Below are 25,855 nucleotides of genomic sequence, written 5' to 3'. Positions count from 1 at the left end.
AAGTCCAGGCAGTTTCTCAGGCTGAGCGGGCGACGCGCTCCGGGGCGACAGACAAGTCAGGCGACCCAGCGGCGGCCGGTCGTCTCCAGCCCGAAGAAGCGGGGCGTGCGGGCGAAGGTGGCGAGACCGGCGAGTGCGGCGAGCGGCTCGGTCACCACGAAAAGCGGGATCTCGCGCATCAGATCGGTATGCGGCGCCTTGTCCTCGAAGGCGGCACGGACGTGATCCTTCTTGATCACCGGGATCAGCCGCTGGAAGATGCCGCCGCCGATGAACACGCCGCCGCGCGCCATGAAGATCAGCGCGATGTCGCCGGCGATCCGCCCGAGATAGGTGGCGAAGAGATCGACCGCCTCGCCGGCTTCGGCGTCCATGCGGTTGATCGCCGCCTCGGTGATCGACTGCGGCGTTTCGAGCGAGGGCTCGACGGACTTCACCGCGCAGATCGCCCGATAAAGATTGATCAGTCCGCGGCCGCAGAGAATCTGCTCGCCGGAAACTCGTCCTTCGATGGTGGCGAGATGCGGCCAGATCGCATAGTCGCGTTCCGTGCGCGGCCCCATGTCGACATGCCCGCCTTCGCCCGCCACCGGGATCCACATGTTGCGGGCGCGTACGAGACCCGCGACGCCGAGCCCGGTGCCCGGTCCGAGCACGGCGCGGCTCGCACCCTCGCGGACGATGCCGCCGCCGATCTGGGTGCGGGCGTCGTCCTTGAGGGCGGAGATGGCCAGCGCCTGGGCCTCGAAATCGTTGAGGACGATGATCTCGGAAATGCCGAGACCCTCGATCATCTGCCTCGGACGGACGACCCATGGGCAGTTGGTCAGGTCGATCTCGTCGCCGTCGATCGGGCCGGCGACGGCCAGCACCGCCGACTTCGGCTGCAGCGAGGTCTTGTCGAGAACGCTCGTCTGGATCGCCTCGTCGACGTTTTCGAAATCGGCCGTCTGCACGACCGGAAACATCTTCGGCTCGGCATAGGCGTCGACGATGATGGCGAAGCGCGCATTGGTGCCGCCGATGTCGCCGACCAGGACCGGAAATTTCAGAGCGTCGCTGCCGTCGCGTGTCGCTGCCATCTCGTGCCCGCCGCTTCAATCGATTCGCAAGGCACCGAGATAGGACATCATCGCCGCGAAGGCAAAGCCGAAGCCTGGCAGCCCGCCTGCGGAAGAAGCGATGCTGAAGGCGCTCCGGACCGGTGGAGCGGGGCCCTTTTGGGGACGCTCGTCCCCGGCCCGCTTCAGCGCAGCGGGCGCGCCGTCGGGATCGGCACGTCCGGCGGCGCGGGCGCAAAGGCGTTGGCATAGGCGCCGCCCGCCGGCGTCGCGGCGACGGCCTCGCCCTTGTCCGGTGCGGCGAGGACCGAACGGCACGCGGCCGGCATTCCGGCAAGGGTCAGCGGCGGCTTTGGCTTCGGCGGCTTTGCGCCGGGCGGCGGCGGCTGGAGCGCGACGTTGAACCACCAGTCGAGTTCGTCGCACCCGTCGCCGCGCCCGATGGCCTGTTGCGGCTTGCAGCCCGGCGAACCGGGCTGGCAGAACAGCCGGACGTGGAAGTGTTCGTCGTGGCCGTAGAAGGGGCGGACCTTGGAGAGCCAGGCTCGGTCGCGGCCCGCCGTCTCGCAGAGCTTCTTCTTGATGCCGGGATTGACGAAGATCCGCTGCACCTCGGGCTGTTCGGAAGCCAGCCGGATCAGGTTGCGGTAATTCTCGTTCCAGACCCCGTCGTCGACGGTGAACGTGCCCTTCTTCAGGACCGAGCGGAACGGATAGGTCTCCCGCTGTTCGCCGGTCAGCCGCGGCGAGGGCATCGGCCGGAACCAGACGTCGAAGTCGAGGCCGACCTGATGGGAGGCGTGACCGGAGGCCATCGGGCCGCCGCGCGGCTGCGAGATGTCGCCGACGAGGAGGCCGGGCCAGATGCCGGCCCGGGCCGCCTGACCGGCGATGCGCTCGATCAGCGCGATGGTCGCCGGTTGGCCGTAGCGCCGGTTGCGGGAAAGCCGCATCACCTGCCAGTCCGGTCCGTCCGGCCGAAGCTCGGCGGCGCCGCTCATGCAGCCGTTGGAGTAGAAGCCGATGCTTCGCGCCGCGCCCGAAGAGGGCTGGCGTTCGGCGGAGAACAGCTGCTTCGCCGGCGTCTCTGCCCGCGCCATCCCCGTGGCGAGTGGGTTCGCGACGAGTGCCGCGCCGCAACAAGCGAGGAGAAGAGTTCGAAATGTCATGACGCTTCCTTCAGCGCGGTGCTTTCGCGCGATCCGCGCGCGTTGCCGCCCGGACGACTCGGTGCGGGCAGGCTCACTCTAGTCCCGCCCGGTGACGCGGGGCTTGCCTGTGCCGAACGCCGGGATGCGCGTGACCGATATGTCCGACGAATGGTCTGAAAATGCGACGGGCCCTGATCTTCTCCCGGTCGTGACCTATCCTCGACGGTCGATACGAGCGCTCGTTGGAAAGCAAGGGGTACGACCATGACCTATGATCTCTACTACTGGCCTTCGATCCCCGGGCGAGGGGAATATGTCCGTCTCGTTCTGGAAGCTGCGGGGGCCGACTACCGCGACATGGCCCGCCTCGACGCTGCGGATGGCGGGGGAACTGCTGCGATGTTCGAATTCATCGAGGGGCAGCGCGGCGCGCTTCTGCCCTTCGCGCCGCCCTTCCTCGTCGCCGGCGAGCTCGTCCTGTCGCAGGCCCCGGTGATCGCCGCTTTTCTCGGCGAGCGTCATGGCCTCGCGCCGGACGGCGAGGCCGACCGCCTGTTCGCCCGGGCGATCGCGGCGACGACGGCCGATTTCGTCGCCGAAGCGCACGACACGCACCATCCCCTGGGGGTGTCGCTGTATTATGAAGACCAGAAGGCGCAGGCCGCACGGCGAGCCGAAGGATTTCGGGCCGAGCGGATGCCGAAGTTCCTCGGCTGGTACGAGGCGCTCGTCGCGGCCAATCCGGCCGGGCACAATTGGCTCGTCGGCAACCGAATGAGCTATGCCGACCTCGGCCTGTTCCAGACGGTCGAGGGTCTGAGATACGCGTTCCCGCGCAGGATGCAGAGCCTGTCGGAGTCGATTCCGCTGGTCGAAGCCCTGTGCAAGCGGGTGGCGTCGAGCAAGCGCATCGCCACTTATCTTTCCAGCGATCGGCGCCTCGCTTTCAACGAGGATGGCATCTTCCGGCATTATCCGGAACTCGACGGCGCGTGACTTCGAGCGGCAAGCGACGTCAGCGGCCCCGTTGCGGCACCGTGTCGCGAGGGCTCAGTTGCCTCTCGCACGTGCCGGCCTCGGCCGGACGGCGAAACAGTCCTCTCAACCGGCGATCGGTTTCCCGCAGATCGACCGCTCGGATCGGCGCGCGGCGAAACAGCGCCGCGTCGATCTCGGCGAGGTGTCGTTCCGGCGCGTGGCCGTGGTGTGCCAGGCGCCGCGCGGCGGCGAGGCGATAGGCTTTCACGTCCCCGCGCATCCGGGCGGAGCGCATCGCCAGGGCATCACGCTCGGGAAGCCACCGGCGAAAGCGCGCCAGGATCTCGCGCGCCGGCATCGGCCGGCGGCCGTTGAGGGCGGCGCCGATCGGCAGCACCAGCCCGACGGCAAGCGGCAGCAGCCAGTTCCAGGCCCGAATGGGCGCGCTGCTTCCCTCCGGCGCGGTGACGGTCGCATAGGCGAAGCGCCGCGATTTCATCACCACGTCGCGCATCTGTCGGCTCTGCGTGTCGAACCAGGGGATGTGAAACGCCTGGAGGCGGCCGGGTTCGGCCTTGGAGAGCCGCATCCGCCATTGCCAGCGCACCGTCCCGGTCGGGCCGTCGCGGGTAATCTCGGTGGTGCGGGTTTCCGGCGCGATGAAGGCGATCAACCAGGGCGCCACCACCTTCGGCGGCGGCGGCAGGGCCGCTGCGGTCTGGCCTTCTGCCGTGATCGTCACCGTGCGCGTCGCCGTCGCGCCGTCGGCAAGTCGCGCGGTGTCCATGTCCCAGTGATCCTCGATGGCGACGTTTCGCGCCGGCAGCCACCAGCCGCCATTGGTCGCCGGCTTCGGCCGCACGGTGAGGGTGACGGCATTCGAGACGACGATGGTCTCGCTGCGCCGGCCGCTGCCGTCGTCGACGGTCAGGCGATGGCGGAACGGACCGATGGTGAACGTGCCCGGTTTTTGCGGATAGATCGCCAGCCTGCGCTCGACGCTGGTATATTCCCGGCCGTTCTTGCGGCCTTTCGACCAGACGTCGCGGCCGAGCTGCAGCCAGGTGAAATTCGGAAGCTCGATCCCCTCGAAGCGCTCCAGCGTGATGAAGGCGTCGTAGTCGCCCCTGAGCGTCAGGAGGATCATCTCGCCGACATAGGGCTCCGGGCTGTCGGCCTCGACGGTCGCTTCAAGAGTCAGCTGTGGCTCGGCCGCGCGCGCGGACATCGTCGCGCCGAGGGCCAGAACTAGGCCGAAAAAAGCGGCGAGCAGCCGACCTACCATGCGGTATCCTCCGGCGGGTTGGCGAGGCCGAGGTCCTGGCGACGCTGATATTCCGCCTTGATCCGGCGTTTCAGATAGAGCGCCGGCTCGTCCTCCAGCGTCGTCAGCCAGCTTTCGGTCGCCGCCGTCATGCTCTTCACCCGGGGATCGAGAATACTGAGCTGGATGGCGACGCTCTTGGCCTGGATCAGATCGCGCTCCGAAGCGCCCGCATCCGACGGGCCGTCGGCCGCGGCATTGGCGGCGACGCCGTCGATCTCGTTCGATTCGCCGACGACGTCCGGCACCAGCCTGGCGACGAGATCGCGATTGAACCGGGCGTCGGCGTCGGACGGATCGACGAAGAGGACGCCGTCGAAATAGGCGACGGCGAGGGCGTAGTCTCTGGTCGCGGCGAGCGACAGGCCGCGGTCGTAGGTGGCGGCGCGACCGGCCGCGGCGAAGGCCTGGTCGGCTTCGGCATGGTTGCCGGTTTCGTAGAGCGCGACGCCCCTCGCATGGGGATCGGTCAACAGCGGCAAAGCAAGGCGGGGCAGGCCTGCGGAGAGCGCTAGTTTGCCGAAGGCTTCCGGCCCCGCGAAGAGGGCTGCGGCGCCGGAGACGACGAGGCAGGCAAGCGAGATGACGTTCCGGCTCGATCGATGGGCCATCTCAGATCGCCTTGCGGAACAGGAGCAGCGCCGGGACGAACGCCAGGGCGAGAAGATATCGGCCGAAATCCGCGAAGAAGAGGGCGGCGGTGTCGCCCTTGGCGAGATCGCTCGCCGCCCGTCCGCCGATCGCGTCGGCAAGGGCCGAAGGTTCGCGCGCCTCGCCGAAGCTGCCTCTCCCCTCTTTCGTCAGACGCTCGAGGTTTGCAGCATCCGGCGGCGGCACGTCGCCGCTCGTTGCAGCGGGGCGGACGAGAAAGGCGTCGACATGGATGCCGCGCCCGGCTAGTTCGGCGGCGGTCGTGAAGGCTTCCGGCGCCAGATTGTCACCGTCGGTGACGAGGACGACGTCGCCTTTCAGGACGTTCGCCTCGGCGAAGATGCGGCTTGCCAGCGCCAGCGCCCGGTCGGTGCGCGAACCCGGATTGGGCACGACCTCGCCGTCGAGCACCGCGATCAGCGGCGAGAGGGCGGCGGCGTCCGAGGTGAAGGCGCTGGCGACATAGGCCTCGCCGGCATAGACGATCATCGCCACCGGCCGACCGGCCGCCCGCTGCAGGACGAGCTGGGCGGCGGCCTGCGCGTCGGCGAGGCCCTCGCCCTCGACGATCGAGCGGGAGAGATCGATGGCGACGACGATGCCGTCGAGATTGCGGAAGGTCTCCGGATCCTCGATGCGCCGGGCCGGACCGGACAGCGCCAGAGCGATCAGCGCGGCGACGGCGATGGGCAGAGCGAGCCGCCGGCCGCGCCCGGGCACCACCCGGCCGAAGCGCTCCATCGCCCGCATCAGCGCCGGGTCGACGGCGCGCTCCCAGGCGCCGAGGCCGCGGGCGCGCCTGAGCGCCAGCGCGGAGAGGAGGACGATCGCGGGAAGGGCGAGCAGCCAGATCGGGCGCAACAGGACGAGGGAGCCGATCGCCGCCATCACAGCGCCCTGCGGCTGACGAGGAGGACGATCGAACAGGCGAAGGCGAGCATCGCCGGATAGATCCAGAAGTCCTGCCGCACCGTCGCCGGCGGCCGGTCGAGGCCGCTCGCCTCCAGCCGGTCGATCGCGGCCGTGACCGCTTCGAGATCGGCAGTGGTCCTGACGCGGAAGCTCCGGCCGCCGCTGGTCTCGGCGATCTCCCGCAATGCCTTCGTGTCCACCGCATCGGGGTCGTTCGGGCGGGTCTCCCGGTCTTCGGGGCCGAGCGCGATGGTATAGACCGTGACGCCCAGCCGTTTCGCCAGCCCTGCCACGTCGGCCGGCAGGACGTGGCCGGAAGTGTCGGCGCCGTCCGACAAAAGCACGACCACCCGCGAGCGGGCCTCGCCCTTTTCGAGCCGTTTCAGCGCCACGCCGAGGCCGCCGGCGATCGCGGTGGATCGCCCGGAAATGCCGATTATCGCCTCGTCGATCGCCCGCGACACGGCGGCGACGTCGAAGGTCAGCGGCGCGGCGACATAGGCCTTTTCGGCAAACAGGACGAGGCCGACCCGGTCGCCCGCGCGGCCGGCGACGAAGCGTTTGCCGACCCTCTTCACCGCGTCGAGACGGGTGACGGTCTCGCCGTCGAGGGAAAAGTCCGTCTGCTCCATCGAGCCGGACAGGTCGATGGCGAGAACGAGATCGCGGCCGGACACCGGCAGCGCCTCGACGGGAGACAGCTGCTCGGGCCCGGCCAGCGCCGTGACGAGCGACAGCCAGAGAAGGATCGGCAGCGCGCGGCGCACCCTGACGGAGACGCCGTCGCGCGCCTCGCCGGGGAGCGACCGGCCGATGCTCTGCGGCAGGACGAGAGCGCCGGTCACCGCTTCGCGTCCCGGCAGGAGGCGCATGGCGATCAGCGGCAGCGGCAGGAGCAGGAAGGCCAGCGGCATCGCAAAGCCGATCATCGCGGCCTCCTCGCACCGAGGACGCTGCGGATGTCGGCATCGAGCCCGTCCGGATCGAGCGCGGGTTTCGGCCGGTAGAGTTCGGCGTCGATGGTGGTGCGAATCACGGCGAGACGCTGGCGCGCCGGTTCGCCGCGCTTGCCCTTCGCCTCGGCGTCGCGATTCAGCGCCGCGACCACCGCCGCCTGCCGCAGCAGGCGTTCGTCCGCAGGAAGGCTTCGCGCGGCGTCGAGCGCATCGTCGGTCTCGGCGGCGATCGTGGGTCGCGGAACGGTGAGCGCCCGCAGCGCCAGCGCCAGAAGAAGGCCGGCGAGGAGCGCCAGCGCGAAGATCGCCACGGTCCCCTGCCAGTCGAAGGCGTCGAATCCCGGCGGCAGGCGCACCGGCCTGAGGCGCGAGACGAGGTCCGGATCAGCGGCGGCCATCGCTGGCCTCCATCGTCGCCGCCATCGCTTCGAACCCGGCATCGGCCGCAAGCGGGCGAATCGCGACGCCTGCCGCTGCGAGCCGCTCGATCCGTTCGTCGAAAGGCGCCGCGCGGGCCTCGTTTCGCTCCCTACCCTTGGCGAAGAAGGCCCAGCCCATCGGCCCGGCGCCACTCGCCACGGCGAGACGATAGGGGTAGGCGCCCGTCGGCGGGTCGGTTTCGAACCGGTCCCGCACGAGGAGGACGGTCATGGCGAAGCGGCGGCAGGCGGCCCCGGCGAGGCGGGCAAAGTCCTCGCCCTCGTCGTCGAGGCCGGTTGCGAGGATGAGCGACGTGCCGGGAAGGGCGCGCCCGACCGCCTCGTCGAGGATCTCGGCCAAACTCGGCTCGCGAAGATGGCGGCCCGACGCCAACGCCTGCCCCGCCGTCTCGTGGGCGCTTTCCAGCGCGCCGGCGATCTCGGCCATCGACCGTTCGCGCGGGCGGGGTGGCAAAAACTGCGTCGTCCCGGCCGACGCCACCAGCAGGCCGACGCGCCCGCCGGCCTCGACGACGCGCCAGCCGGCCAGCGCCAGGGCGCCCGCCGCCGCGACCGAGCGCAGCCGACCCCTTGTGCCGAAGAACATCGGGGCCCGGAAATCGGCGATCAGAAGCGCCGCCCGGTCGCGCTCGTCGCGAAAGGTGCGCACATGGGTCTTGGCGGTGCGCGCCGTCGCGGCCGCATCGACGTGGCGGATGTCGTCGCCTTCGGAAAACAGCCGGACGTCGACGATCTCGAGTCCGTTGCCGCGCCGCCTGCCGGCAAAGCCTCCGGGCCGGCCGACCGGCGCGAGGCGGCGCTCGGGAATGTTGCGGACGATGTGGCGCATGGCGAAGAGCCGCGCCGCGTCGACCCGCGTCGCCTCTTCCGCAGGATCGAAGGAAAGCGCCGGCATCACAGCGGCTCGACGCGCTCGACGAGCTTGGCGACCAGGCTTCGCCCGGTGATCCCCTCGGCGCTGGCCCGCCAGGTCGGAATGACGCGGTGGGAGAGAATGTCGGGGGCGAGTTCGGAAACGTCTTCGGGCACGGCATGGTCCCGGCCGGCGAGGAAGGCCCGGGCCCGCGCCGCGGCGGCGAGCGCGAGCGACCCGCGCGGCGAGACGGCGTGCTCGATCTTCTCTTCGACGTCCGGCATCGCGCCGCTCCTGCGCGTCGCCATCACCAGGCGGACGATATAGTCCTTCAGCGCCGGGGCGAGATGGATCGACGCCGCCTGTCTGCGGGCGGCGAGGATCGCCTCAGTCGGGATCGGTGCCGGCTTGGCGGGCGCCTCGCAGGCGGCTTCGCGTTCGACGAGGCCGAGGATCTCGAGCTCCGCCGCGGCATCCGGCAGTTCGACGAGGACATGCATCAAGAAGCGGTCGAGCTGCGCCTCGGGCAGGGGAAAGGTGCCCTCGTGCTCGATCGAGTTCTGGGTCGCGACGACCATGAAGGGCTGCGGCAGGGCGTAGGTCACGCCGCCGGCGGTGACCTGCGCCTCCGCCATGGCCTCGAGCAGCGCCGACTGGACCTTCGGCGGCGCGCGGTTGATCTCGTCGACGAGGACGAGGGAGTGGAAGATCGGCCCGGAGACGAACTCGAACCGCCCGGTCTGCGGCCGGAAGACCTGCGTGCCTGTGAGGTCGGCGGGCATCAGGTCGGGCGTGCACTGGATGCGCGAGAACGAGGCTTCGAGCCCGCCGGCGAGAAGCTTCACCGCCCGCGTCTTGGCAAGGCCGGGTGGTCCCTCGACGAGCAGATGGCCGCCGGTGAGCAGCGCGATCATCAGCCGCTCGACGAGGGCCGAGCGGCCGATCAGCCCGGCCTCGACGCTATGTCGCAGCCTTTCGAGAACAGCAGCAGCGTTGTTCCGATCTGCCTTCGGCGCCGACGTGGTCGTCCAGCCCTGCGGCCCGCGCTCCGCAGTGATCAACGGATCCACTCAATCCTCCCTTGGCCGCGCGACGGGGGTGCCGGACCGGGCGCGACGCAAGAGGAATAACACGGCGAAGCCATCGAATGAAAATGGCAAATGCCTTTCCGCGTGCGGTTAAGAGGTCCGCGCCCAAGTCTATTCGCCTTCCAAAAGCATTTGCGGAAGGAGCAATTTTTAGAAGGAAATTAGAGAGTGGATAGGCAAGAAAGGCTCCCCAATCACGCCTGCCGATGTAGCGATGAGATGGGGAAGCCAAATTTGCGAACGACTTAATTGATCTCCCACAGGCGTTTTCGCGGCTTTAGCATTTGGATCGACAGTATTTCCGGCCTTCTTCCACTGCGGCTAGACAGGCGACAAGAGCCGGCCCAGAAAAACTTGCGCAAGCGGCTGCTGCTGCCGCCGCCGCCGCGTCGCAGGCGATCTTACAGAACGGATTGGAGAGAGGAACAACCCGGGTTGGTTCTTCAATCGGCGTAGAAAGAACGTTCAGTCCGGCGTCGTTCGGCAGCAGCTTGAACCCGTGCAGAATCTCTAGAATACGGTCGCGGTCAATCTGCTGCAGGTTTTGGAGGGATTGCATTGTGCTTGGTGAACTATCGCTCGCCGAGCCAGACGAAAACATGCTCTGTCCCGCTGCCGGTGAAACGACTAGCGTTATCGCCAGCAACCCTCGCGCAAATGATTTCATTTTGACCTCCCTATGGCGTTAAGCACGCGGGAGAGCCTATCACACAGGTATACGATACGCAACCAAAAGTTGATATATTAGGGTGTCTGGAGTAGACCGTCGGTTGAGCGGGCGAACAAAGAGCCCTCATTTTCTGCCCAACTGTTGCTCACCCCGCCTCGGTGCCGCCCACCGTCACCTGATCCATCCTGAGATGCGGCTGGCCGACGCCCACCGGCACGCCCTGGCCGGCCTTGCCGCACATGCCGATGCCGGTGTCGAGCGCGACGTCGTTGCCGACCATCGAGACCCGGTGCATCGCTTCGGGGCCGTTGCCGATCAGCATGGCGCCCTTCAGCGGCTCGGCGACCTTGCCGTTGCGGATGCGGTAGGCCTCGGTGCAGCCGAAGACGAACTTGCCCGACGTGATGTCGACCTGGCCGCCGCCGAAGGAGACGGCATAGATGCCGTCCTTCACCGAAGCGATGATCTCTTCTTTCGTGTGCGGCCCTTCGAGCATCATCGTGTTCGTCATGCGCGGCATCGGCACGTGGGCGTAGGACTGGCGCCGTCCGTTGCCGGTGGCCGCCATGCCCATCAGCCGGGCGTTCTGCCGGTCCTGCATGTAGCCGACGAGCTTGCCGTCCTCGATCAGCACGGTGCGGTTGGTCGGCGTGCCCTCGTCGTCGATGGTGAGCGAGCCGCGCCTCTCGGCGATCGTTCCGTCGTCGACGACGGTGACGCCCTTGGCCGCGACCTGCTGACCCATCAGCCCGGCGAAGGCCGAGGTCTTCTTGCGGTTGAAGTCGCCTTCGAGGCCGTGTCCGACCGCCTCGTGCAGCATCACGCCCGGCCAGCCGGCGCCGAGCACGATGTCGAAGCTGCCGGCCGGCGCCGGAACGGCTTCGAGGTTGACCCGCGCCTGGCGGAGCGCCTCGTCGGCGATCGTCTGCCACGAGCCGTCGGCGATGAATTCGCCGAAGCCACGCCGACCGCCGGCGCCGAAGGAGCCGGTCTCCTGCCGGTCGCCCTTGCCGCAGACCACCGAGACGTTGACCCGGACGAGGGGCCGGACGTCCTTCACCAGCCGCCCGTCGGCCCGGAGGATCTCGACGGTCTGCCAGGTGGCGCCGAGCGTGGCGGAGACCTGACGGACGTCGTCGCCCTTCGCCCGCAGATAGGCGTCGATCTCGGTGAGGAGCTTCACCTTGGCCTCGAAGCCGGGCGAGGGGATCGGGTTCTCGTCGCCGTAGAGCTTTCGATTGGTGCCGGCCGGGGGCTCCGCGACGGTGCCGCTGTGCCCGGTCTTCACCGCGGCGACGGCGTCGGCGGCGCGTTTCAGGGCGGATGCCGAAAAGTCGCCGGCATGGGCATAGCCGACGGCCTCGCCGGCGACGGCCCTCAGGCCGAAACCCTGGTCGATCGAGAAGTTGCCGGATTTCAGCCGGCCATTGTCGAAGGCGAGCGACTCCGATTCGCGATATTCCAGGAACAGTTCGCCATCGTCGGCGCCGTTCAGCGTGTCGGAAAGGACGGCCTCGACGCCTTCGCGGGACAGATCGAAGCGTTCGAGAAGGGAGAGGGGCATCGGCTTTTCTTTCTCGGCCGCGGCATCGCTGCGCGGCAATTTCGTCGTTCGTCTTTCGGTCAGATAGGGTCCCGGCCGGCGCCGTGCCAATGGCGGCCCGGCCGGCCGGCTCTCCCCGGACCGGTCACGCCTTTCACGCCGATCCCGCCGGCCTGCGACGCGAAGTCCTCCGGTTCACAGGGCGTCGAAACCTTCGCGAAAGCCCTTGAGGTCGACCGAGATGCCGATGCCGCCGTTCGGCTCGGCCGACTGGAAGAAGGTGAAGACCGCTTCCTTGCCGTCCGTCAGGAGTTTCAGGAGCGTGTCGTCGAGGGGGACTTCCGCATAGCAGCCGTCGGAGAAGCAGCGGGTGAACTGGGTGCGGCCGACGCTCTTGCCGTCGATGATCAGGCCGAGGCCATAGTCCGGCAGCGGCAGGAGCACGCCCAGCGGCGCCAGCACCCTGAGGATGCGCGCCTTGCCGTCCGCGGTCTTCAGCGCCACGACGGAGAGGTTGAGTTCCGGCCGCTCGTCGGAGACGACGTTCTGCAGGAGCGCGCACTGCTCGTCGCTCGCCCCGGCGGGATGGTCGCAGACCACCGCCCAGCTGCCGTGTCGGGACTTCACCGTGCCGGTGGCGCCGGCCTGGGCGGCGGCGGGACCCGCAAGAAAGAGGCTCGCCACCAGGGCAAAGGACACTGCCGTCCAGAGGGCGGAAGCGAGCCGTCTCGGCGCTGTGATCATGTCGAAATCCGAATCAGTTGCGTGGATGAGTTCGACCGAAGCACGGCCGTGGTCAAGCCGGCGACGATCGACGAGGACCGCCCGTCGCTCCTGCCCCTGCGAGCTTACGATGCCGGCGTTGCGACCGAAAGCCCCCACCGCCTCGCTCCATGCCGCCGGATGCCTTTGCTCGCGACCGGCTTTGCTCTTGAAATCAGGACGTTTCTGCGCTCCGGCGAGCGCATTCGCCGCAAGCCGCGGCTGCGCATATGGAGTTGCGGTTTGCCGGGTTTCGTGGTTTGAAGCGTTCGGGTCACCGAAGTTTAGGACGATTCAACACGGGAATCCGGTCGCGTGTTGGCATGGTGCGTCGGCACTGCGAGCTTCGGTGCCGGACGTGCGTGCGAGGGGAGAACATGCAAGTGAGACGATCGACCATTGCCGCGGCGGCATTGCTCTCGTCGGCGGGCGCCGCCATGGCTCAGGACGGAGGGCCGATGCTGCCCGGCCAGCCGCACGACTGGCAGATCACGCTGCAGGAGGCGCTTTCTCCGATCGAGGAGCAGATCCACTGGTTCAGCGACTATACGCTCGCCTTCATCATCCCGATCACCATTCTCGTCGCCGCGCTGCTCGTCTGGTGCATCTACAAGTTCAGGGCCGACAGGAATCCGACCCCGTCGCGCACCAGCCACAACACCACCATCGAGGTGATCTGGACGCTGGCGCCGGTCGTCGTCCTTCTGTTGCTCGCGATTCCCTCGTTCCAGCTTCTCACGGCCCAGTACAATCCGCCGAGCGAGCCGGAGCTGACGGTCAAGACCACGGGTTACCAGTGGTACTGGGGCTATGAATACCAGCCGAGCAACACCTCGCCGCAGGCGCAGGCCGAGCCGGTTTCGTTCAGCTCCTATCCGCTGGCGCAGCTGACCGATTCGCTTGCCGACCAGAACGCCGCCGCCGCGGCGAAGGGCGACCTGTCCGTCTATCCTCGGCTTCTGGCCGTCGACAACGAAATGGTGGTGCCGGTCGATACCGTCATCCGCATCCTCTCGACCTCGGGCGACGTCATTCATTCCTTCGCCTTGCCCTCGATGGGCGTGAAGGTCGACGCGGTGCCGGGGCGGATCAACGAATACTGGTTCGAGGCGACGCGCGAAGGCATCTTCTACGGGCAGTGCTCGGAGCTTTGCGGAACGAACCACGCGAACATGCCGATCGCACTGCGGGTCGTCTCCAAGGAGCAGTTCGCCACCTGGTACGAGGCCGCCGGTTCGGATGTCGAAGGGGCCAATCAGGCGCTGACCGCATCGATCGCCGCCAAGACCGGCGCCGAAGTCGCGTCGCGCTGAAACATTCGGGTTAGAGGGACAAGATCATGGCATATGGTGCCGCCCACGAGGCCCATGACGATCACAAGCCGCACGGCTGGACGCGTTGGGTCTATTCGACCAACCACAAGGACATCGGGACGCTCTATCTGATCTTCGCGATCTGCGCCGGCGTCATCGGCGGCGCCCTGTCGGTCGTGATGCGGATGGAGCTGCAGGAGCCGGGGCTCCAGATCTTCGGCAATCCCGAGGTCTACAACGTCTTCACCACCGGCCACGGCCTGATCATGATCTTCTTCATGGTCATGCCGGCGCTGATCGGCGGCTTCGCCAACTGGATGGTGCCGATCATGATCGGCGCGCCGGACATGGCCTTTCCGCGGTTGAACAACATCTCCTTCTGGCTGCTCGCCGCGGCCTTCCCGCTCTTGATCCTGTCGATGTTCGTCGATGGCGGCGCCGGCGCCAACGGTGCCGGCACCGGCTGGACGATGTACCCGCCGCTGTCGACCTCCGGCCATCCGGGCCCGGCGGTGGATCTGGCGATCTTCGCGCTGCACATCGCCGGCGCTTCGTCGATCCTCGGCGCGATCAACTTCATCACCACCATCCTCAACATGCGCGCGCCGGGCATGACGCTGCACAAGATGCCGCTCTTCGCCTGGTCGGTGCTGGTCACCGCGTTCCTGCTCCTGCTGTCGCTGCCGGTGCTCGCCGGTGCGATCACCATGCTGCTGACCGACCGCAATTTCGGCACGACCTTCTTCGATCCGTCCGGTGGCGGCGATCCGATCCTGTTCCAGCACCTGTTCTGGTTCTTCGGTCATCCGGAGGTGTACATCCTGATCCTGCCGGCTTTCGGCATCATCAGCCACATCATCTCGACTTTCTCGAAAAAGCCCGTCTTCGGCTATCTCGGCATGGCCTACGCCATGGTGGCGATCGGCGTCGTCGGCTTCGTCGTGTGGGCCCACCACATGTACACCACCGGCCTGTCGCTCAACACGCAGCGCTACTTCGTCTTCGCGACGATGGTGATCGCGGTGCCGACCGGCATCAAGATCTTCTCCTGGATCGCCACCATGTGGGGAGGCTCGATCTCCTTCCGGGTGCCGATGCTCTGGGCCGTGGGCTTCATCTTCCTGTTCACGGTCGGCGGCGTGACGGGCGTCAAGCTCGCCAATGCCGGCATGGATCGGGTGCTGCACGACACCTACTACGTCGTCGCCCACTTCCACTACGTCCTGTCGCTCGGCGCGGTCTTCGCGATCTTCGCGGCGTGGTACTACTGGTTCCCGAAGATGACGGGCTACATGTACAACGAGCGGATCGGCCAGATTCACTTCTGGATGACCTTCGTCGGCGTCAACATCATCTTCTTCCCGCAGCACTTCCTCGGTGCCGCCGGCATGCCGCGCCGCTACGTCGACTATCCGGACGCCTTCGCCGGCTGGAATTTCGTCTCGTCGATGGGGTCCTACATCTCGGGCTTCGCCGTTCTCGTCTTCCTCTTCGGCGTCTGGGAAGCCTTCTCGAAGAAGCGCGTCGCCGGAGCCAATCCCTGGGGCGAGGGCGCGACCACGCTGGAGTGGCAGCTGCCGTCGCCGCCGCCCTTCCACCAGTGGGAAGAGCTCCCGCGGATCCGCTGATCGGGGAACGAGACATCGAAGCGCGCTTTTAAGGCGCGCTTCGCGGTGACAAGGCGGCTCATCTTCGGGCCGGATCGCCACCGGCTGCGACCGATCGAAGCCGTCGGCGGTCGCAGCGAAACGACGAGCCGGTGCCTCGCTGCGAGGGCTGGCGCGCCCGCCAAAGCCGCAGCGGACACTGGGGGGGCGCCCATTGGCGCCGGGCACGATATCGGGGCCGAGGCCCCGTTACGATGATCGAGGTTTGAATTGACGCTGGTCGACACACAGGCACCCGTCGCGCGCGAGGCGATCAGCCTCTCGGAGCCGAAGGACTTCATTGCCCTGTTGAAGCCGCGGGTGATGTCGCTCGTCGTGCTGACGGCGGTGACCGGCCTCGTCGTGGCGCCGGCCGAGATGGACCCGACGCTGGGGGTCGTCTCGATCCTCGCCATCGCCATCGGAGCGGGTGCCGCGGGTGCGCTCAACATGTGGTACGACGCCGACATCGACGCGCTGATGAGCCGCACGGCCAAGCGCCCGGTGCCGACCGGCCGGGTCAGCGGCGAAGCGGCGCTGAGCTTCGGCCTGGCGCTGTCGCTCTTGTCCGTCTGCCTCCTCGGTCTCGCCTCGAACTGGTTCGCGGCCGGCTTCCTCGCCTTCACGATCTTCTTTTACGCCGTGATCTACACGATGGGGCTGAAGCGCTTCACGCCGCAGAACATCGTCATCGGCGGGGCCGCCGGCGCCTTTCCGCCGATGGTCGGTTATGCCGCCGCGACCGGCACGGTGTCGCTCGAATCGACCATCCTCTTCCTCATCATCTTCCTGTGGACGCCGCCGCATTTCTGGGCGCTCGCTTTGTTCAAGCTCCGGGACTACGGCACGGCGAACGTCCCGATGCTGCCGAACGTCGCGGGCGAGCGGGCGACCCGGATCCAGATCTTCGCCTACTCGCTCGTTCTTGCGCCGATCGGCGCCGCGCCGTTCTTCCTCGGCTATGCCGGTCCGGCCTATGGCGTCGTCTCGATCCTCCTCGGCCTCAACTTCCTGCGTCATGCCTTCGCCGTCCTGACAATGGCCGACGGGGACGAGAAGATGATCCCGGCGAAGAAGCTGTTCGGCTTCTCGATCCTCTATCTCTTCGGCCTCTTCGCCATGCTCCTCGTCGACGCGGCGATCACTCTGGCGATCGGAGGATGATCGTGGAACGGCAGGACCGGATCCGGCTGACGGAGGCCGAGCAGAAGGCGCGGCGCAACCGCTCGATCGCCATCGGCGTCGTGCTCGTCGCGCTGGTGGTCGTCTTCTACCTCGTCACGCTGGCGAAGATGGCGTCATGACCGAGGACGGCACCAACACTCGCAATTCACAGGGCTCCGGCACCCGAAGCGCCGGCCGGCGCGGCGTCGTCATCGCCATCGCCTGCGCGGCCTTTGCCGCCGGCATGGTCGGCGCGGCCTTCGCCTCGGTGCCGCTCTATCAGCTGTTCTGCCAGGTGACCGGCTATGGCGGCACCACCCAGCGGGCGGAAGCCGCACCGACCACGGTCAGCGACAAGCAGGTGACGGTGCGCTTCGACGGCAACGTCGCCGAAGGTCTTCCCTGGACCTTCCGGCCCAACCAGCGGGAAGTGCGCATCCACCTCGGCGAGAAGACGCAGGTCTCCTATCACGTCGAGAACAAGTCCGACCACGCGATCACCGGCCAGGCGCTGTTCAACGTGACGCCCGACGCTGCGGGGCTCTACTTCAACAAGATCGCCTGCTTCTGCTTTTCGAGCCAGACGCTGCAGCCGGGCGAGACCGCCGAAATGCCGATCGTCTTCTATGTTGATCCGGACATGGCGAATTCCGAAGAACTGAAGAGCCTTCTGGCCATCACGTTGTCCTACACCTTCTTCCCCGTCGACGATCCGGCGCCGGTCGCGGCCGCGCCGAGCACCGAGGGCGAGGCGGCAAAGGGCGTCGAGGGCTGAAGAGGGCGCGGGCCTGCCGCGCCGACGAGAATGCTGGAGTATGCCGTGCCGGTGGGTTAGAAACCGGTTGGGCTGGCAAGTGGCCGGTTGGCCGATATGAGGACTGAGCGGGGGAGCCATGGCGGACGCGCACGCGAAGAAACACGATTATCACATCATCGATCCGAGCCCGTGGCCCTTCGTCGGCTCGGTGGGCGCGCTGATCATGATGATCGGCGCCGTCGGCTTCATGCGGTGGCATGGCGGCCTCGAATTCGATCTCCTCGGCCTCAACCTCGCAACGCCGTGGATCTTCTTCCTCGGGCTCGCCGTCGTCCTCTACACCATGTTCGCCTGGTGGTCGGACACGGTGAAGGAAGGCCAGGAGGGCGCCCACACCCCCGTCGTGTCGATGCATCTGCGCTACGGCATGATCATGTTCATCGCCTCGGAGGTGATGTTCTTCGTCGCCTGGTTCTGGGCCTTCTTCGACGCCAGCCTGTTTCCGAACGAGGCGGTCCAGGCCGCCCGAACCCAGGTGCTCGGAGGCCAGTGGCCGCCGGTCGGCATCGAGGTGCTCGATCCGCTGCACCTGCCGCTGTTCAACACGATCACCCTGCTGCTGTCGGGCACGACGGTCACCTGGGCTCACCATGCGCTGCTCCATGACGACCGCAAGAGCCTGAAGCTCGGCCTCGCGCTCACCGTGGTGCTCGGCGTCATCTTTTCCTACGTGCAGTATTTCGAATACGCCCACGCGCCCTTCGCCTTCTCGGGCTCGATCTACGGCTCGACCTTCTTCATGGCGACGGGCTTCCACGGCTTCCACGTCATCATCGGGACGATCTTTCTGATCGTCTGCCTGGTTCGCGCGATGATGGGCCAGTTCACGCCGCAGAAGCACTTCGGCTTCGAGGCCGCCGCCTGGTACTGGCATTTCGTCGACGTCGTCTGGCTGTTCCTGTTCTTCTGCATCTATGTCTGGGGCGGCTGGGGCGCGCCGGTCTTCGAGGCCTGAGGCGCGAGGGATCTGCCGGCGGCTCCGGTCGCCGGCACGACTGACGGTTTGATCACGAAGGCGGCACCGTGCCGCCTTCGGCGTTTTCGAAGGGATGGCCCGATGGCCGAGGATCGGAGATTTTACGCCGAGGCCGATCCGGTGAAGGCGGCGACGCGCGGCCGCTGCCCGCGTTGCGGCGAGGGCAGGCTGTTCGCCGGTTTCCTGACGCTCGCGAAACGCTGTTCGAACTGCGGCCTCGACTACGACTTCGCCGATGCGGGCGACGGACCCGCGGTGTTCGTGATCCTGATCATCGGTTTCGTCGTCTGCGGTCTGGCGCTGTGGATGGAAGTCTCGATCTCGCCGCCGCTCTGGGTGCATTTCCTCCTGTGGATTCCCCTGACCCTGATCCTCTGCCTGCCGCTGCTTCGAATCCTGAAGGGCACGATGATCGGACTGCAATACAAGAACCACGCGGCCGAGGGCCGGCTTTCGGGCGACGGCGACGGGAGCGAATGACGTGGCGAAGGGCGGGACGAAAGCCGGCACCCCATACGATGCCGGTGCCGCGCGCGACGGGACGTTCGAGAATCCCGTCGCCGAAGCGCCGATGACCCGGGGCCGCTTCCTGACGGCCCTCTTCTTCTGCCTCATCGGCATCGCCATTCTGTTCTTGCTCGGCACCTGGCAGGTCGAGCGTCTCTTCTGGAAGCAGGGCCTGATCGCCGAGATCGACTCCCGCATCCATGCCGAGCCTATCGACCTCGCGGCGCTCGAGCAGCGCTTCGCAGCCGGAGACCCCATCCAGTACACGCCCGTCAGGGTGACGGGCCGGTTCCTCAACGATGCGGAGCGGTATTTCCTCTCCACCTTCGAGGGCGAGGCGGGCTGGAACGTCTACACGCCGCTGGTGACGGGGTCCGGGGATCTGCTCTTCGTCAATCGCGGCTTCGTTCCCTACGATATGCGCGATCCGGCCCTGCGCAGCGCCGGGCAGCCTTCCGGCGACGTCACGATCACCGGCCTTGCCCGCGTGCCGCCGGCGGAAAAGCCCGGTTACTTCACGCCGGACAACGAACCGGCCAAGGACACCTTCTTCTGGCAGGACCTGCCGGCCATGGCAGCCAATGTCGATCTGCCCGAAGGCGGGCGGCTCCTGCCGTTTTTCGTCGATGCCGGTCCCGGCCGGGCGGAAGGCGGCTGGCCGGTCGGCGGGACGACGGTCGTTTCGCTGCCCAACGACCACCTGCAATATGCCATCACCTGGTACGGGATCGGCCTCGCCCTCGTGGTGATGACGGCGATGATGGTGGCGCGGCGATATCGCCGCCGCGCCTGACGGCCGGCTTGACACGCCGGGGCCGGATGCCTTCATTCGGGCCGTCGTCCGGTGCATCGACGCCGGCCCGGCATCCGCTCATCGACCCTGGAGATATCGTGTCCCTCATCGCCCCGACCCAGCCGAAGCTGACCCTGCGCCTGTGCGAGCCGCGCGGCTTCTGCGCCGGCGTCGACCGGGCGATCCAGATCGTGGTTTTGGCGCTGAAGAAATACGGCGCGCCGGTCTATGTCCGCCACGAGATCGTCCATAACAAATACGTGGTCGACGGCCTGCGCGAATTGGGGGCGGTGTTCGTCCGGGAGCTCGACGAGATCCCCGACGACGGACAGCCGGTGGTGTTTTCCGCCCACGGCGTGCCGAAGTCGGTGCCTGCGGCGGCTGCGACACGCGAGATGCTCTATCTCGACGCCACCTGTCCGCTGGTCTCCAAGGTCCACAAGCAGGCGATGCTGCACGTCAAGCGCGGCCGCCACGTCGTCCTCATCGGCCATCGCGGCCATCCGGAGGTGGTGGGCACCATGGGCCAGCTGCAGCCCGGCACCGTCAGCCTGATCGAGACCGTCGCGGACGTCGCCGCCTTCGAGCCCGAGGATCCGGCCGCCCTCGGCTTCGTCACCCAGACGACCCTTTCCCTCGACGACACCGCCGACATCGTCGCGGCCCTGCAGGCGAAGTTTCCGCAGATGACGGCGCCCTCGTCGGAATCAATCTGCTATGCGACCACCAACCGCCAGGAAGCGGTGAAGGCATCCGCCCCCGAAACCGACCTCTTCCTCATCGTCGGCGCGCCGAATTCCTCGAACTCCAAGCGGCTCGTCGAAGTCGCCGAGAAGGCGGGTTCGACGAAGGGCGTGCTCGTCCAGGGGCCGCAGGAGATCCCCTTCGAGGCCCTGGGTGGCGACCATCCGGTCGTCGGCATGTCGGCGGGCGCCTCGGCGCCCGAGGTGCTCGTCGATGCGATCATCGCGGCCCTGCGGGAGCGCTTCGACGTGTCGATCGAACTCGTTCAGACGGCCGAGGAGAACGAGAACTTCCCGGTGATGCGGTCGCTGCGCGACACGCCCCTGACGGTGGCCGACATGGCCTTCGTCAACGGCGGGGCCTGACCACCTTGGCCGTCTATACCGACGTCACCGAACCGCAGCTCGCCGAATTCCTCGATCGCTACGATCTCGGCAGCCTGTCGAGCTACAAGGGCATCGCCGAGGGCGTGGAGAATTCCAATTTCCTGCTGCGCACGAGCGGCGGGACCTTCATCCTCACCCTCTACGAAAAGCGGGTGAACCGCGGCGATCTGCCCTTCTTCGTCGGGCTGATGGAGCATCTGGCCGAGCGCGGGCTTTCCTGCCCGCTGCCGGTGCACGATCGCGAGGGCAACGCGCTGGGCGAACTTTCGGGCCGGCCCGCGGCGATCTTCACCTTTCTCGACGGCATGTGGACGCGTCGGCCGAACCTCGATCAGTGCCGCGGCGTCGGCGCCGCGCTCGCCCGCCTGCACGAATGCGCCCGCGACTTCCCGCTGACCCGCCAGAACGGTCTGTCGCCGGCGGACTGGCGACCGCTCTATGAAAGCTGCGGCGGGCGCGCCGACGAGGTCGAACCGGGGCTTTCCGCCGAGATCGAGGCGGAACTCGCCGACTTCGAGGCGAATTGGCCGGGCCATCTGCCGAAAGGCGTCATCCATGCCGATCTCTTCCCCGACAACGTTTTCTTTCTCGCCGGCGAACTGTCGGGCCTGATCGACTTCTACTTCGCCTGCAACGACCTTCTCGCCTACGATCTCGCCATCACGCTTTCGGCCTGGTGCTTCGAACCGGACGGCAGCTACAACGTCACCAAGGGCCGCGCGCTGATTTCCGGCTATGCCGACGTGCGACCGCTCGACGAGGCCGAGTATCGCAGCCTGCCGATGCTCTGCCGCGGCGCCGCGATGCGCTTCATGCTGACGAGGCTCTACGACTGGCTGAACGTGCCGGACGATTCCTTCGTGACCAAGAAGGACCCGCGCGAATATCTGAAGAAGCTGCGCTTCCACCGCGGGGTGCGCGAGGCCTCCGAATACGGGCTGGAGAAGGCGGCGGTCACGAAAGGAACGGCATGAGCGAAGGCGGCGGCGAGCGCGTCGAGATCTTCACCGACGGCGCGTGCTCGGGCAATCCAGGCCCCGGCGGCTGGGGCGCCATCCTGCGCTACAAGGGCCAGGAGAAGGAGCTGAAGGGCGGCGAGGCGGACACCACCAACAACCGCATGGAACTCCTGGCGGCGATTTCCGCGCTGAAGGCTCTGAACCGGGCCTGCGCCGTCGATCTTTATTCCGACTCCAACTATCTGCGCGACGGCATCACCAAGTGGATCTTCGGCTGGAAGAGGAAGGGCTGGAAGACCGCCGACGGCAAGCCGGTGAAGAACGTCGAACTCTGGCAGCAGCTGGAGGCGGAAAAGGGCCGCCACGACGTCACCTTCCACTGGGTCCGCGGCCATGCCGGCCATGCCGAGAACGAGCGCGCCGACGAACTCGCGCGGGCGGGGATGGAGCCGTTCAAGCGGAAGCGCGCCAGCTGAAGGGGCGGCCAGCCGAGGGGGCGGGCGAGACATGACGCTGCCGACGAACGAGGGGCTGGGGGTATCCGAGAAGCGCGGATCTCATGGCGACGCCGACCGTGAAGTCGCCAAGCTGACGGCAACATTCCTGAACGGCCTTGCGATAAGTCTTTCTGCAGTCGGTGCGTTCGCACCAATCTTCAGCTCGCTTTACGCCGCGGGCGCGTCCACGACCCCCATCTGGCGTCTCAGTCTCGTGAGCGTGGTTTGCTTTGCCTTGTCCGTCGCCATACATCTGTATGGGAGATCGTATCTCAAGAGAGAGCTGCGTAAATGAGCGATCCGAATTTTCTGCTGATGTTTCTGGCGCCCTTCGGGATACTCGCCGTTGCGCTGGTGACGGTTTATTTCGCAAGCAGCTCGCGCTGATTGCGACGGCGACGATCGAGACTCTGCCGCGTGACTTCAATGCCGCGCAATCTCTATTGCGATCACAATCGGTGGGTGGGATTTACCTTGCGGACCAGCGGCCGCTGTGGGATTTCCGGTGGTCCGTCATCAGCAAATTGGCGAATCTCTGCCCATGAGCTTTGACGCGGACTCACAGTCTCGAAAACATGCTCCTCCAGGTGATCGCCCGCGCTGCGGCAAACCCAGCCCACAGGACTCCCCATGAATCTCGACCTCCTGAAACGCCTCTGCGAAACCCCCGGCGTGCCCGGCCGCGAGACCCGCGTCCGGGCGCTGATCGAGGCGGAGGCCTCCGGCCTTTTCGACGACATGCGCGTCGACGCCCTCGGCTCGCTCATCTGCCGGCGGAAGGGGAAGGGCGAGAAACCCGAAAAGCTGCTCCTTCTCTGCCACATGGACGAGATCGGCTTTCTCGTCTCCCACGTCACCGACAAGGGCTTCGTGCACGTCGATCCGGTCGGCGGCTTCGATCCGCGCAACCTGTTCTCCCGCCGCGTCCTCGTCTGCACGGACGAAGGCGACATCAAGGGCGTGATGAACGCCGAGGGCAAGCCGATCCACATCCAGTCGCCGGAAGAGCGCAAGAAGATGCCGGAGCCGAACGAGTTCGTCGTCGACACCGGCCTCGGCGTGACGGCAAAGGACAGGATCCGCGTCGGCGACTATGTCGTGATGAACGAGCCCTTCGAGGAAATGGGCGAGAAGATCGTCTCCAAGGCGCTCGACAACCGCATCGCCTGCTGGCTCGGCCTCGAGGCCGTCCGCAAGCTCGTCGAGGACGGCCATTCCCATGACTGCGAACTGACCGTCGCCTTCACCGCCCAGGAGGAGGTCGGCCTGCGCGGCGCCAAGACCGCCTCCTTCGGTGTCGCGCCGGACATCGCCATCGGCGTCGACACCACGCTCGCCTGCGACACGCCCGGCGTTCCCGAGAAGGACCGCACGACCGTCCAGGGCGCCGGTTTCGGGCTGCACATGAAGGACGGCTCCTTCATCGCCGATTACGGCCTCGTCCGGGAGATCGAGACGCTGGCGAAGGAGCGGAACATCGCCTGCCAGCGCACCATTCTTGCCAAGGGCGGCCAGGACGGCGCGGCGGCCCAGCAGGCCGGCATCGGCGCGCGAGCGATCGGCATCGCCGTCGGCACCCGCTACATCCACACCGTCGCCGAAATGATCGACAAGCGCGACCTCCAGGCGGCCCGCGAGATCCTGACGGCCTTCGTCTCGACGCATTGACGGGATTGCGCCGGGACGGACGCGCGAACCGCCGAAGTGGCCGCCTGGGTAACCCATCGGGATGGTGGAATTCCGGCCGGTGCAGCTTGGCGTCGGGCTGCAGTTGCACCGCCACTTTCGCCTCAAATCGACAGATATGAGTGGCCGGAAGCGCTTGAATTTCGTCACCCTCGGGACAATCCCGAGGATGACGTCGCGTCGGGGTGCTTGCCGCACGATGAAATGTCTGAAACACGGACCGCTCTACCGTCTTGGCTCGACGAGCACCGAGACGCGTGAGATTCGCAGCGACGTCGGTGCAGTGTGTCCTCAGAGCATCGTCACATCTGTTCGAGCAGGGCCTCGGCGCTCGACTTGTCGGCCTGGCCGGGGCTTTCCTCGACGTTGAGCTGCTTCACCACGCCGTCCTCGACCAGCATGGAATAGCGCTTCGACCGTACGCCGAGGCCGGCGACCGACAGGTCGATGTCGAGACCGAGCGCTTTCGTCAACTCGCCGTTGCCGTCGGAGAGGAACTGGATCTTGCCGGTGGCCTCGCTCGACTTTTCCCAGGCGCCCATGACGAAGACGTCGTTGACCGCGACGACGGCGATGGTGTCGACGCCCTTTTGGCGGAACTCGTCGTTGTGGGTGATGAAGCCCGGCAGGTGGTTCATCGAACAGGTCGGAGTGAAAGCACCGGGCACGCCGAAAAGCACCACGGTCTTGCCGGAGAAGATCTCGCCGGTCGAAAGGTCGGCCGGGCCGTCCTCGGTGCGGGTCTTGACGGTGGCGTTGGGAATGGTGTCGCCGATGGCGATGGTCATGGTGGGTACTCCCCTCGGGCGGAAGGCCGGATCGGACGGGTCATCCGGCCGCCGGCTTCAGACGAGCGATGTGGCGCGCGGGACCCGTGCTGTCCAGCGCGAAACGGTGGTCTCGCCGGCCTCCGGTTTCCACAAGAGCGCGCGACGCCGGCCTCAGCCGGTCGGTGCGATCGGCACGTAGGTTGCCGTCAGTCCCTGGCCGCCGCGGGTGAAGAGGAGGTCGACGGCCTCCGGCGGGCCTTCGGCTCCGGCGGGGCGCTCGGCGATCGGCACGTCGAAAAGGATGCGCCCGCCCGTGCGGGTGACTTCGGCCGGTTCGTCGAAATACCAACCGTCGCCGGAGGTGACGAAAAGATCCGGCGGCTCGTCCCTGCCGGCACCTTCCGGCGCCGTGACCGCGACGCGCAGGCTCTCGCCGCCGCCGGCGCTCGATACGTCGAAGGTGCCGTCCTCCGCCTCGGCGGGAAGCGCGGCGAAGGCGCTCGCGACCGCCGCGTCGTCGGTCGCGCCCGGACCTTCGGCGACGAGTTCGGCCTGGACGGGAATGCAGATCTCCTTGCACACGCCGAGAAACACCGACGCCGCGACGCCATCGATCGTCTCGCCCGGCTCGATGCCGAGTTCGAACGCGAAAGCGACGTCGCCCTCGTAACCATTGGCCCGCGTCACGCCCTCGCCGAAGCGGTGGGGCGCAGGAAAATACTGGTAGATGGTCTGAAAGCCCTCGGTCTTGGAAAGATCGAACTGTGGCGGGACGCCCGAGGCGCCGGGGTCCATCCAGTAGGTCTTCCAGCCGGGGGCGAGATCGACGATGAGCGCCGCCCGCACGGCGCCGCCCGCCGGCTCCTTCGCCCGCACGAGGCGCAGCGTCACTTCGTCGTTGTGAAAGACGCTCGCGTCCTCGCCCGCCGCCAGAGCCGGGCCGAGGCCGCATGAGAGGAGGACGGCGAGGCCGGCGAGTGCGCCGCGAGTCGTCGCGGCGATGTCGAAAGGATTTGCCGCTGGGGCATGGCCAAGGGCCAGATCACGCATGTGCATAGCCGACGTCTTCTCGTGGTTCCAGTAGGGAGATAACGGCTTTTTGTCGATTTTGGAAAGCTCGTGACAATTCTGCTCTGGCCATAGTTCGAGGCGGATGCCACTTTCGTTTCAGGATGGTGTGCCGAAAGTCCGATCGAAGAAAGGTTGTC

At 67.1% G+C, this 25,855-nt stretch carries 28 protein-coding genes; 14 read left to right on the top strand and 14 right to left on the bottom strand.

Going from position 1 to position 25,855, the window contains the following annotated elements:
- Nucleotides 1-56 precede the first annotated feature (56 nt).
- Both LZD57_RS21175 and mepA read right to left on the bottom strand, forming a co-directional pair.
- Nucleotides 57-1,082 carry a glucokinase gene (locus tag LZD57_RS21175; protein WP_233721576.1) on the bottom strand — a complete coding sequence of 342 codons (1,026 nt, stop codon included), beginning with the start codon at nt 1,080-1,082 and terminating at the stop codon, nt 57-59.
- A 164-nt stretch (nt 1,083-1,246) separates the two neighbouring features.
- Nucleotides 1,247-2,230, bottom strand: a complete 984-nt coding sequence (gene mepA / locus LZD57_RS21170; protein ID WP_233721575.1) for a penicillin-insensitive murein endopeptidase — start codon at nt 2,228-2,230, stop codon at nt 1,247-1,249.
- A 246-nt stretch (nt 2,231-2,476) separates the two neighbouring features.
- Here mepA and LZD57_RS21165 point away from each other — a divergent pair, with 246 nt between their 5' ends.
- Nucleotides 2,477-3,208, top strand: a complete 732-nt coding sequence (locus LZD57_RS21165; protein WP_233721574.1) for a glutathione S-transferase — start codon at nt 2,477-2,479, stop codon at nt 3,206-3,208.
- 19 nt (nt 3,209-3,227) lie between these two features.
- Here the strand turns inward: LZD57_RS21165 and LZD57_RS21160 are convergent, their stop codons facing one another.
- The 10 genes from LZD57_RS21160 to LZD57_RS21115 form a co-directional block, all read right to left on the bottom strand.
- Nucleotides 3,228-4,475: a BatD family protein gene (locus tag LZD57_RS21160; protein WP_233721573.1), complete on the bottom strand. Its 1,248-nt coding sequence runs from the start codon at nt 4,473-4,475 to the stop codon at nt 3,228-3,230.
- A complete protein-coding gene (locus LZD57_RS21155; RefSeq protein ID WP_233721572.1) occupies nt 4,469-5,125 on the bottom strand; it encodes a hypothetical protein in 657 nt (218 codons plus the stop codon). Before LZD57_RS21155 ends, LZD57_RS21160 begins: the two co-directional genes overlap by 7 nt.
- Nucleotide 5,126: 1 nt before the next feature.
- On the bottom strand, nt 5,127-6,053 hold the full coding sequence (locus tag LZD57_RS21150) for a VWA domain-containing protein (RefSeq protein WP_233721571.1): 927 nt from the start codon (nt 6,051-6,053) through the stop codon (nt 5,127-5,129).
- A complete protein-coding gene (locus LZD57_RS21145) occupies nt 6,053-7,006 on the bottom strand; it encodes a VWA domain-containing protein (RefSeq protein WP_233721570.1) in 954 nt (317 codons plus the stop codon). Before LZD57_RS21145 ends, LZD57_RS21150 begins: the two co-directional genes overlap by 1 nt.
- Nucleotides 7,003-7,431, bottom strand: a complete 429-nt coding sequence (locus tag LZD57_RS21140; RefSeq protein WP_233721569.1) for a hypothetical protein — start codon at nt 7,429-7,431, stop codon at nt 7,003-7,005. The genes LZD57_RS21145 and LZD57_RS21140 overlap by 4 nt, the downstream gene beginning before the upstream one ends.
- The gene (locus LZD57_RS21135; RefSeq protein ID WP_233721568.1) at nt 7,418-8,368 is read right to left on the bottom strand and encodes a DUF58 domain-containing protein; all 951 of its coding nucleotides are present in this window, start codon (nt 8,366-8,368) and stop codon (nt 7,418-7,420) included. Before LZD57_RS21135 ends, LZD57_RS21140 begins: the two co-directional genes overlap by 14 nt.
- Nucleotides 8,368-9,387: an AAA family ATPase gene (locus LZD57_RS21130; protein WP_420844847.1), complete on the bottom strand. Its 1,020-nt coding sequence runs from the start codon at nt 9,385-9,387 to the stop codon at nt 8,368-8,370. The genes LZD57_RS21135 and LZD57_RS21130 overlap by 1 nt, the downstream gene beginning before the upstream one ends.
- A 304-nt stretch (nt 9,388-9,691) precedes the next feature.
- The gene (locus LZD57_RS21125) at nt 9,692-10,081 is read right to left on the bottom strand and encodes a hypothetical protein (RefSeq protein ID WP_233721567.1); all 390 of its coding nucleotides are present in this window, start codon (nt 10,079-10,081) and stop codon (nt 9,692-9,694) included.
- Between the two features lie 148 nt (nt 10,082-10,229).
- Nucleotides 10,230-11,648 (bottom strand): metalloprotease TldD, encoded by a 1,419-nt coding sequence (gene tldD, locus LZD57_RS21120; protein WP_233721566.1) that lies wholly within the window; start codon nt 11,646-11,648, stop codon nt 10,230-10,232.
- A gap of 174 nt (nt 11,649-11,822) precedes the next feature.
- Complete coding sequence (locus LZD57_RS21115; protein ID WP_233721565.1) at nt 11,823-12,371, bottom strand: invasion associated locus B family protein; 549 nt, start codon at nt 12,369-12,371, stop codon at nt 11,823-11,825.
- Between the two features lie 21 nt (nt 12,372-12,392).
- On the opposite strand from LZD57_RS21115, the gene LZD57_RS21110 reads away from it, so the two are divergent.
- The 13 genes from LZD57_RS21110 to LZD57_RS21050 all read left to right on the top strand — a co-directional run bounded on the left by LZD57_RS21110 (nt 12,393) and on the right by LZD57_RS21050 (nt 23,859).
- Entirely contained in the window at nt 12,393-12,653 is a 261-nt protein-coding gene (locus LZD57_RS21110; protein WP_233721564.1) for a hypothetical protein, read from the top strand.
- 113 nt (nt 12,654-12,766) lie between these two features.
- The gene (gene coxB, locus LZD57_RS21105; RefSeq protein ID WP_420844845.1) at nt 12,767-13,702 is read left to right on the top strand and encodes a cytochrome c oxidase subunit II; all 936 of its coding nucleotides are present in this window, start codon (nt 12,767-12,769) and stop codon (nt 13,700-13,702) included.
- Nucleotides 13,703-13,728: 26 nt separating this feature from the next.
- Nucleotides 13,729-15,330: a cytochrome c oxidase subunit I gene (gene ctaD, locus LZD57_RS21100; RefSeq protein ID WP_233721562.1), complete on the top strand. Its 1,602-nt coding sequence runs from the start codon at nt 13,729-13,731 to the stop codon at nt 15,328-15,330.
- Nucleotides 15,331-15,579: 249 nt separating this feature from the next.
- A complete protein-coding gene (locus LZD57_RS21095; protein WP_233721561.1) occupies nt 15,580-16,512 on the top strand; it encodes a heme o synthase in 933 nt (310 codons plus the stop codon).
- Entirely contained in the window at nt 16,509-16,652 is a 144-nt protein-coding gene (locus LZD57_RS21090) for a hypothetical protein (protein WP_233721560.1), read from the top strand. Before LZD57_RS21095 ends, LZD57_RS21090 begins: the two co-directional genes overlap by 4 nt.
- Nucleotides 16,649-17,287 (top strand): cytochrome c oxidase assembly protein, encoded by a 639-nt coding sequence (locus LZD57_RS21085; RefSeq protein WP_233721559.1) that lies wholly within the window; start codon nt 16,649-16,651, stop codon nt 17,285-17,287. Before LZD57_RS21090 ends, LZD57_RS21085 begins: the two co-directional genes overlap by 4 nt.
- Before the next feature lie 118 nt (nt 17,288-17,405).
- Complete coding sequence (locus tag LZD57_RS21080; protein ID WP_233721558.1) at nt 17,406-18,284, top strand: cytochrome c oxidase subunit 3; 879 nt, start codon at nt 17,406-17,408, stop codon at nt 18,282-18,284.
- A 102-nt stretch (nt 18,285-18,386) separates the two neighbouring features.
- Complete coding sequence (locus tag LZD57_RS21075; protein ID WP_233721557.1) at nt 18,387-18,785, top strand: DUF983 domain-containing protein; 399 nt, start codon at nt 18,387-18,389, stop codon at nt 18,783-18,785.
- 1 nt (nt 18,786) lies between these two features.
- A complete protein-coding gene (locus LZD57_RS21070) occupies nt 18,787-19,605 on the top strand; it encodes an SURF1 family protein (protein WP_233721556.1) in 819 nt (272 codons plus the stop codon).
- A 98-nt stretch (nt 19,606-19,703) separates the two neighbouring features.
- Nucleotides 19,704-20,714 carry a 4-hydroxy-3-methylbut-2-enyl diphosphate reductase gene (gene ispH / locus LZD57_RS21065; protein ID WP_420844844.1) on the top strand — a complete coding sequence of 337 codons (1,011 nt, stop codon included), beginning with the start codon at nt 19,704-19,706 and terminating at the stop codon, nt 20,712-20,714.
- 5 nt (nt 20,715-20,719) lie between these two features.
- Nucleotides 20,720-21,709 (top strand): homoserine kinase, encoded by a 990-nt coding sequence (locus LZD57_RS21060; protein WP_233721555.1) that lies wholly within the window; start codon nt 20,720-20,722, stop codon nt 21,707-21,709.
- A complete protein-coding gene (gene rnhA / locus LZD57_RS21055) occupies nt 21,706-22,170 on the top strand; it encodes a ribonuclease HI (RefSeq protein ID WP_233721554.1) in 465 nt (154 codons plus the stop codon). Before LZD57_RS21060 ends, rnhA begins: the two co-directional genes overlap by 4 nt.
- 651 nt (nt 22,171-22,821) lie before the next feature.
- Entirely contained in the window at nt 22,822-23,859 is a 1,038-nt protein-coding gene (locus LZD57_RS21050) for a M42 family metallopeptidase (protein WP_233721553.1), read from the top strand.
- Nucleotides 23,860-24,179: 320 nt separating this feature from the next.
- Here LZD57_RS21050 and LZD57_RS21045 read toward each other — a convergent pair whose 3' ends face one another.
- The gene (locus tag LZD57_RS21045; protein ID WP_233721552.1) at nt 24,180-24,665 is read right to left on the bottom strand and encodes a peroxiredoxin; all 486 of its coding nucleotides are present in this window, start codon (nt 24,663-24,665) and stop codon (nt 24,180-24,182) included.
- 153 nt (nt 24,666-24,818) lie between these two features.
- Nucleotides 24,819-25,697, bottom strand: coding sequence for a protein-disulfide reductase DsbD domain-containing protein (locus tag LZD57_RS21040; protein ID WP_233721551.1), 879 nt, complete (start codon nt 25,695-25,697; stop codon nt 24,819-24,821).
- Nucleotides 25,698-25,855 lie beyond the last annotated feature (158 nt).

The organism is Jiella avicenniae (genome assembly GCF_021390325.1).
Classification (GTDB): domain Bacteria; phylum Pseudomonadota; class Alphaproteobacteria; order Rhizobiales; family Rhizobiaceae; genus Jiella; species Jiella avicenniae.
Note: the sequence above shows the minus strand (reverse complement) of the source record. Positions and strands in the feature narration are given on the sequence as shown.

Excerpts from the sequence above, each read along its gene's own strand:
- coxB (WP_420844845.1), top strand. The coding sequence starts at position 12,767 with ATGCAAGTGAGACGATCGACCATTGCCGCGGCGGCATTGCTCTCGTCG.
- LZD57_RS21090 (WP_233721560.1), top strand. The coding sequence starts at position 16,509 with ATGATCGTGGAACGGCAGGACCGGATCCGGCTGACGGAGGCCGAGCAG.
- rnhA (WP_233721554.1), top strand. The coding sequence starts at position 21,706 with ATGAGCGAAGGCGGCGGCGAGCGCGTCGAGATCTTCACCGACGGCGCG.
- LZD57_RS21080 (WP_233721558.1), top strand. The coding sequence starts at position 17,406 with ATGGCGGACGCGCACGCGAAGAAACACGATTATCACATCATCGATCCG.
- LZD57_RS21150 (WP_233721571.1), bottom strand. The coding sequence starts at position 6,053 with ATGGCGGCGATCGGCTCCCTCGTCCTGTTGCGCCCGATCTGGCTGCTC.
- LZD57_RS21115 (WP_233721565.1), bottom strand. The coding sequence starts at position 12,371 with ATGATCACAGCGCCGAGACGGCTCGCTTCCGCCCTCTGGACGGCAGTG.
- LZD57_RS21125 (WP_233721567.1), bottom strand. The coding sequence starts at position 10,081 with ATGAAATCATTTGCGCGAGGGTTGCTGGCGATAACGCTAGTCGTTTCA.
- mepA (WP_233721575.1), bottom strand. The coding sequence starts at position 2,230 with ATGACATTTCGAACTCTTCTCCTCGCTTGTTGCGGCGCGGCACTCGTC.
- LZD57_RS21155 (WP_233721572.1), bottom strand. The coding sequence starts at position 5,125 with ATGGCCCATCGATCGAGCCGGAACGTCATCTCGCTTGCCTGCCTCGTC.
- LZD57_RS21045 (WP_233721552.1), bottom strand. The coding sequence starts at position 24,665 with ATGACCATCGCCATCGGCGACACCATTCCCAACGCCACCGTCAAGACC.
- LZD57_RS21050 (WP_233721553.1), top strand. The coding sequence starts at position 22,822 with ATGAATCTCGACCTCCTGAAACGCCTCTGCGAAACCCCCGGCGTGCCC.
- LZD57_RS21140 (WP_233721569.1), bottom strand. The coding sequence starts at position 7,431 with ATGGCCGCCGCTGATCCGGACCTCGTCTCGCGCCTCAGGCCGGTGCGC.
- LZD57_RS21135 (WP_233721568.1), bottom strand. The coding sequence starts at position 8,368 with ATGCCGGCGCTTTCCTTCGATCCTGCGGAAGAGGCGACGCGGGTCGAC.
- LZD57_RS21175 (WP_233721576.1), bottom strand. The coding sequence starts at position 1,082 with ATGGCAGCGACACGCGACGGCAGCGACGCTCTGAAATTTCCGGTCCTG.
- tldD (WP_233721566.1), bottom strand. The coding sequence starts at position 11,648 with ATGCCCCTCTCCCTTCTCGAACGCTTCGATCTGTCCCGCGAAGGCGTC.
- LZD57_RS21040 (WP_233721551.1), bottom strand. The coding sequence starts at position 25,697 with ATGCGTGATCTGGCCCTTGGCCATGCCCCAGCGGCAAATCCTTTCGAC.
- LZD57_RS21145 (WP_233721570.1), bottom strand. The coding sequence starts at position 7,006 with ATGATCGGCTTTGCGATGCCGCTGGCCTTCCTGCTCCTGCCGCTGCCG.
- ctaD (WP_233721562.1), top strand. The coding sequence starts at position 13,729 with ATGGCATATGGTGCCGCCCACGAGGCCCATGACGATCACAAGCCGCAC.
- LZD57_RS21160 (WP_233721573.1), bottom strand. The coding sequence starts at position 4,475 with ATGGTAGGTCGGCTGCTCGCCGCTTTTTTCGGCCTAGTTCTGGCCCTC.
- LZD57_RS21075 (WP_233721557.1), top strand. The coding sequence starts at position 18,387 with ATGGCCGAGGATCGGAGATTTTACGCCGAGGCCGATCCGGTGAAGGCG.
- LZD57_RS21165 (WP_233721574.1), top strand. The coding sequence starts at position 2,477 with ATGACCTATGATCTCTACTACTGGCCTTCGATCCCCGGGCGAGGGGAA.
- LZD57_RS21085 (WP_233721559.1), top strand. The coding sequence starts at position 16,649 with ATGACCGAGGACGGCACCAACACTCGCAATTCACAGGGCTCCGGCACC.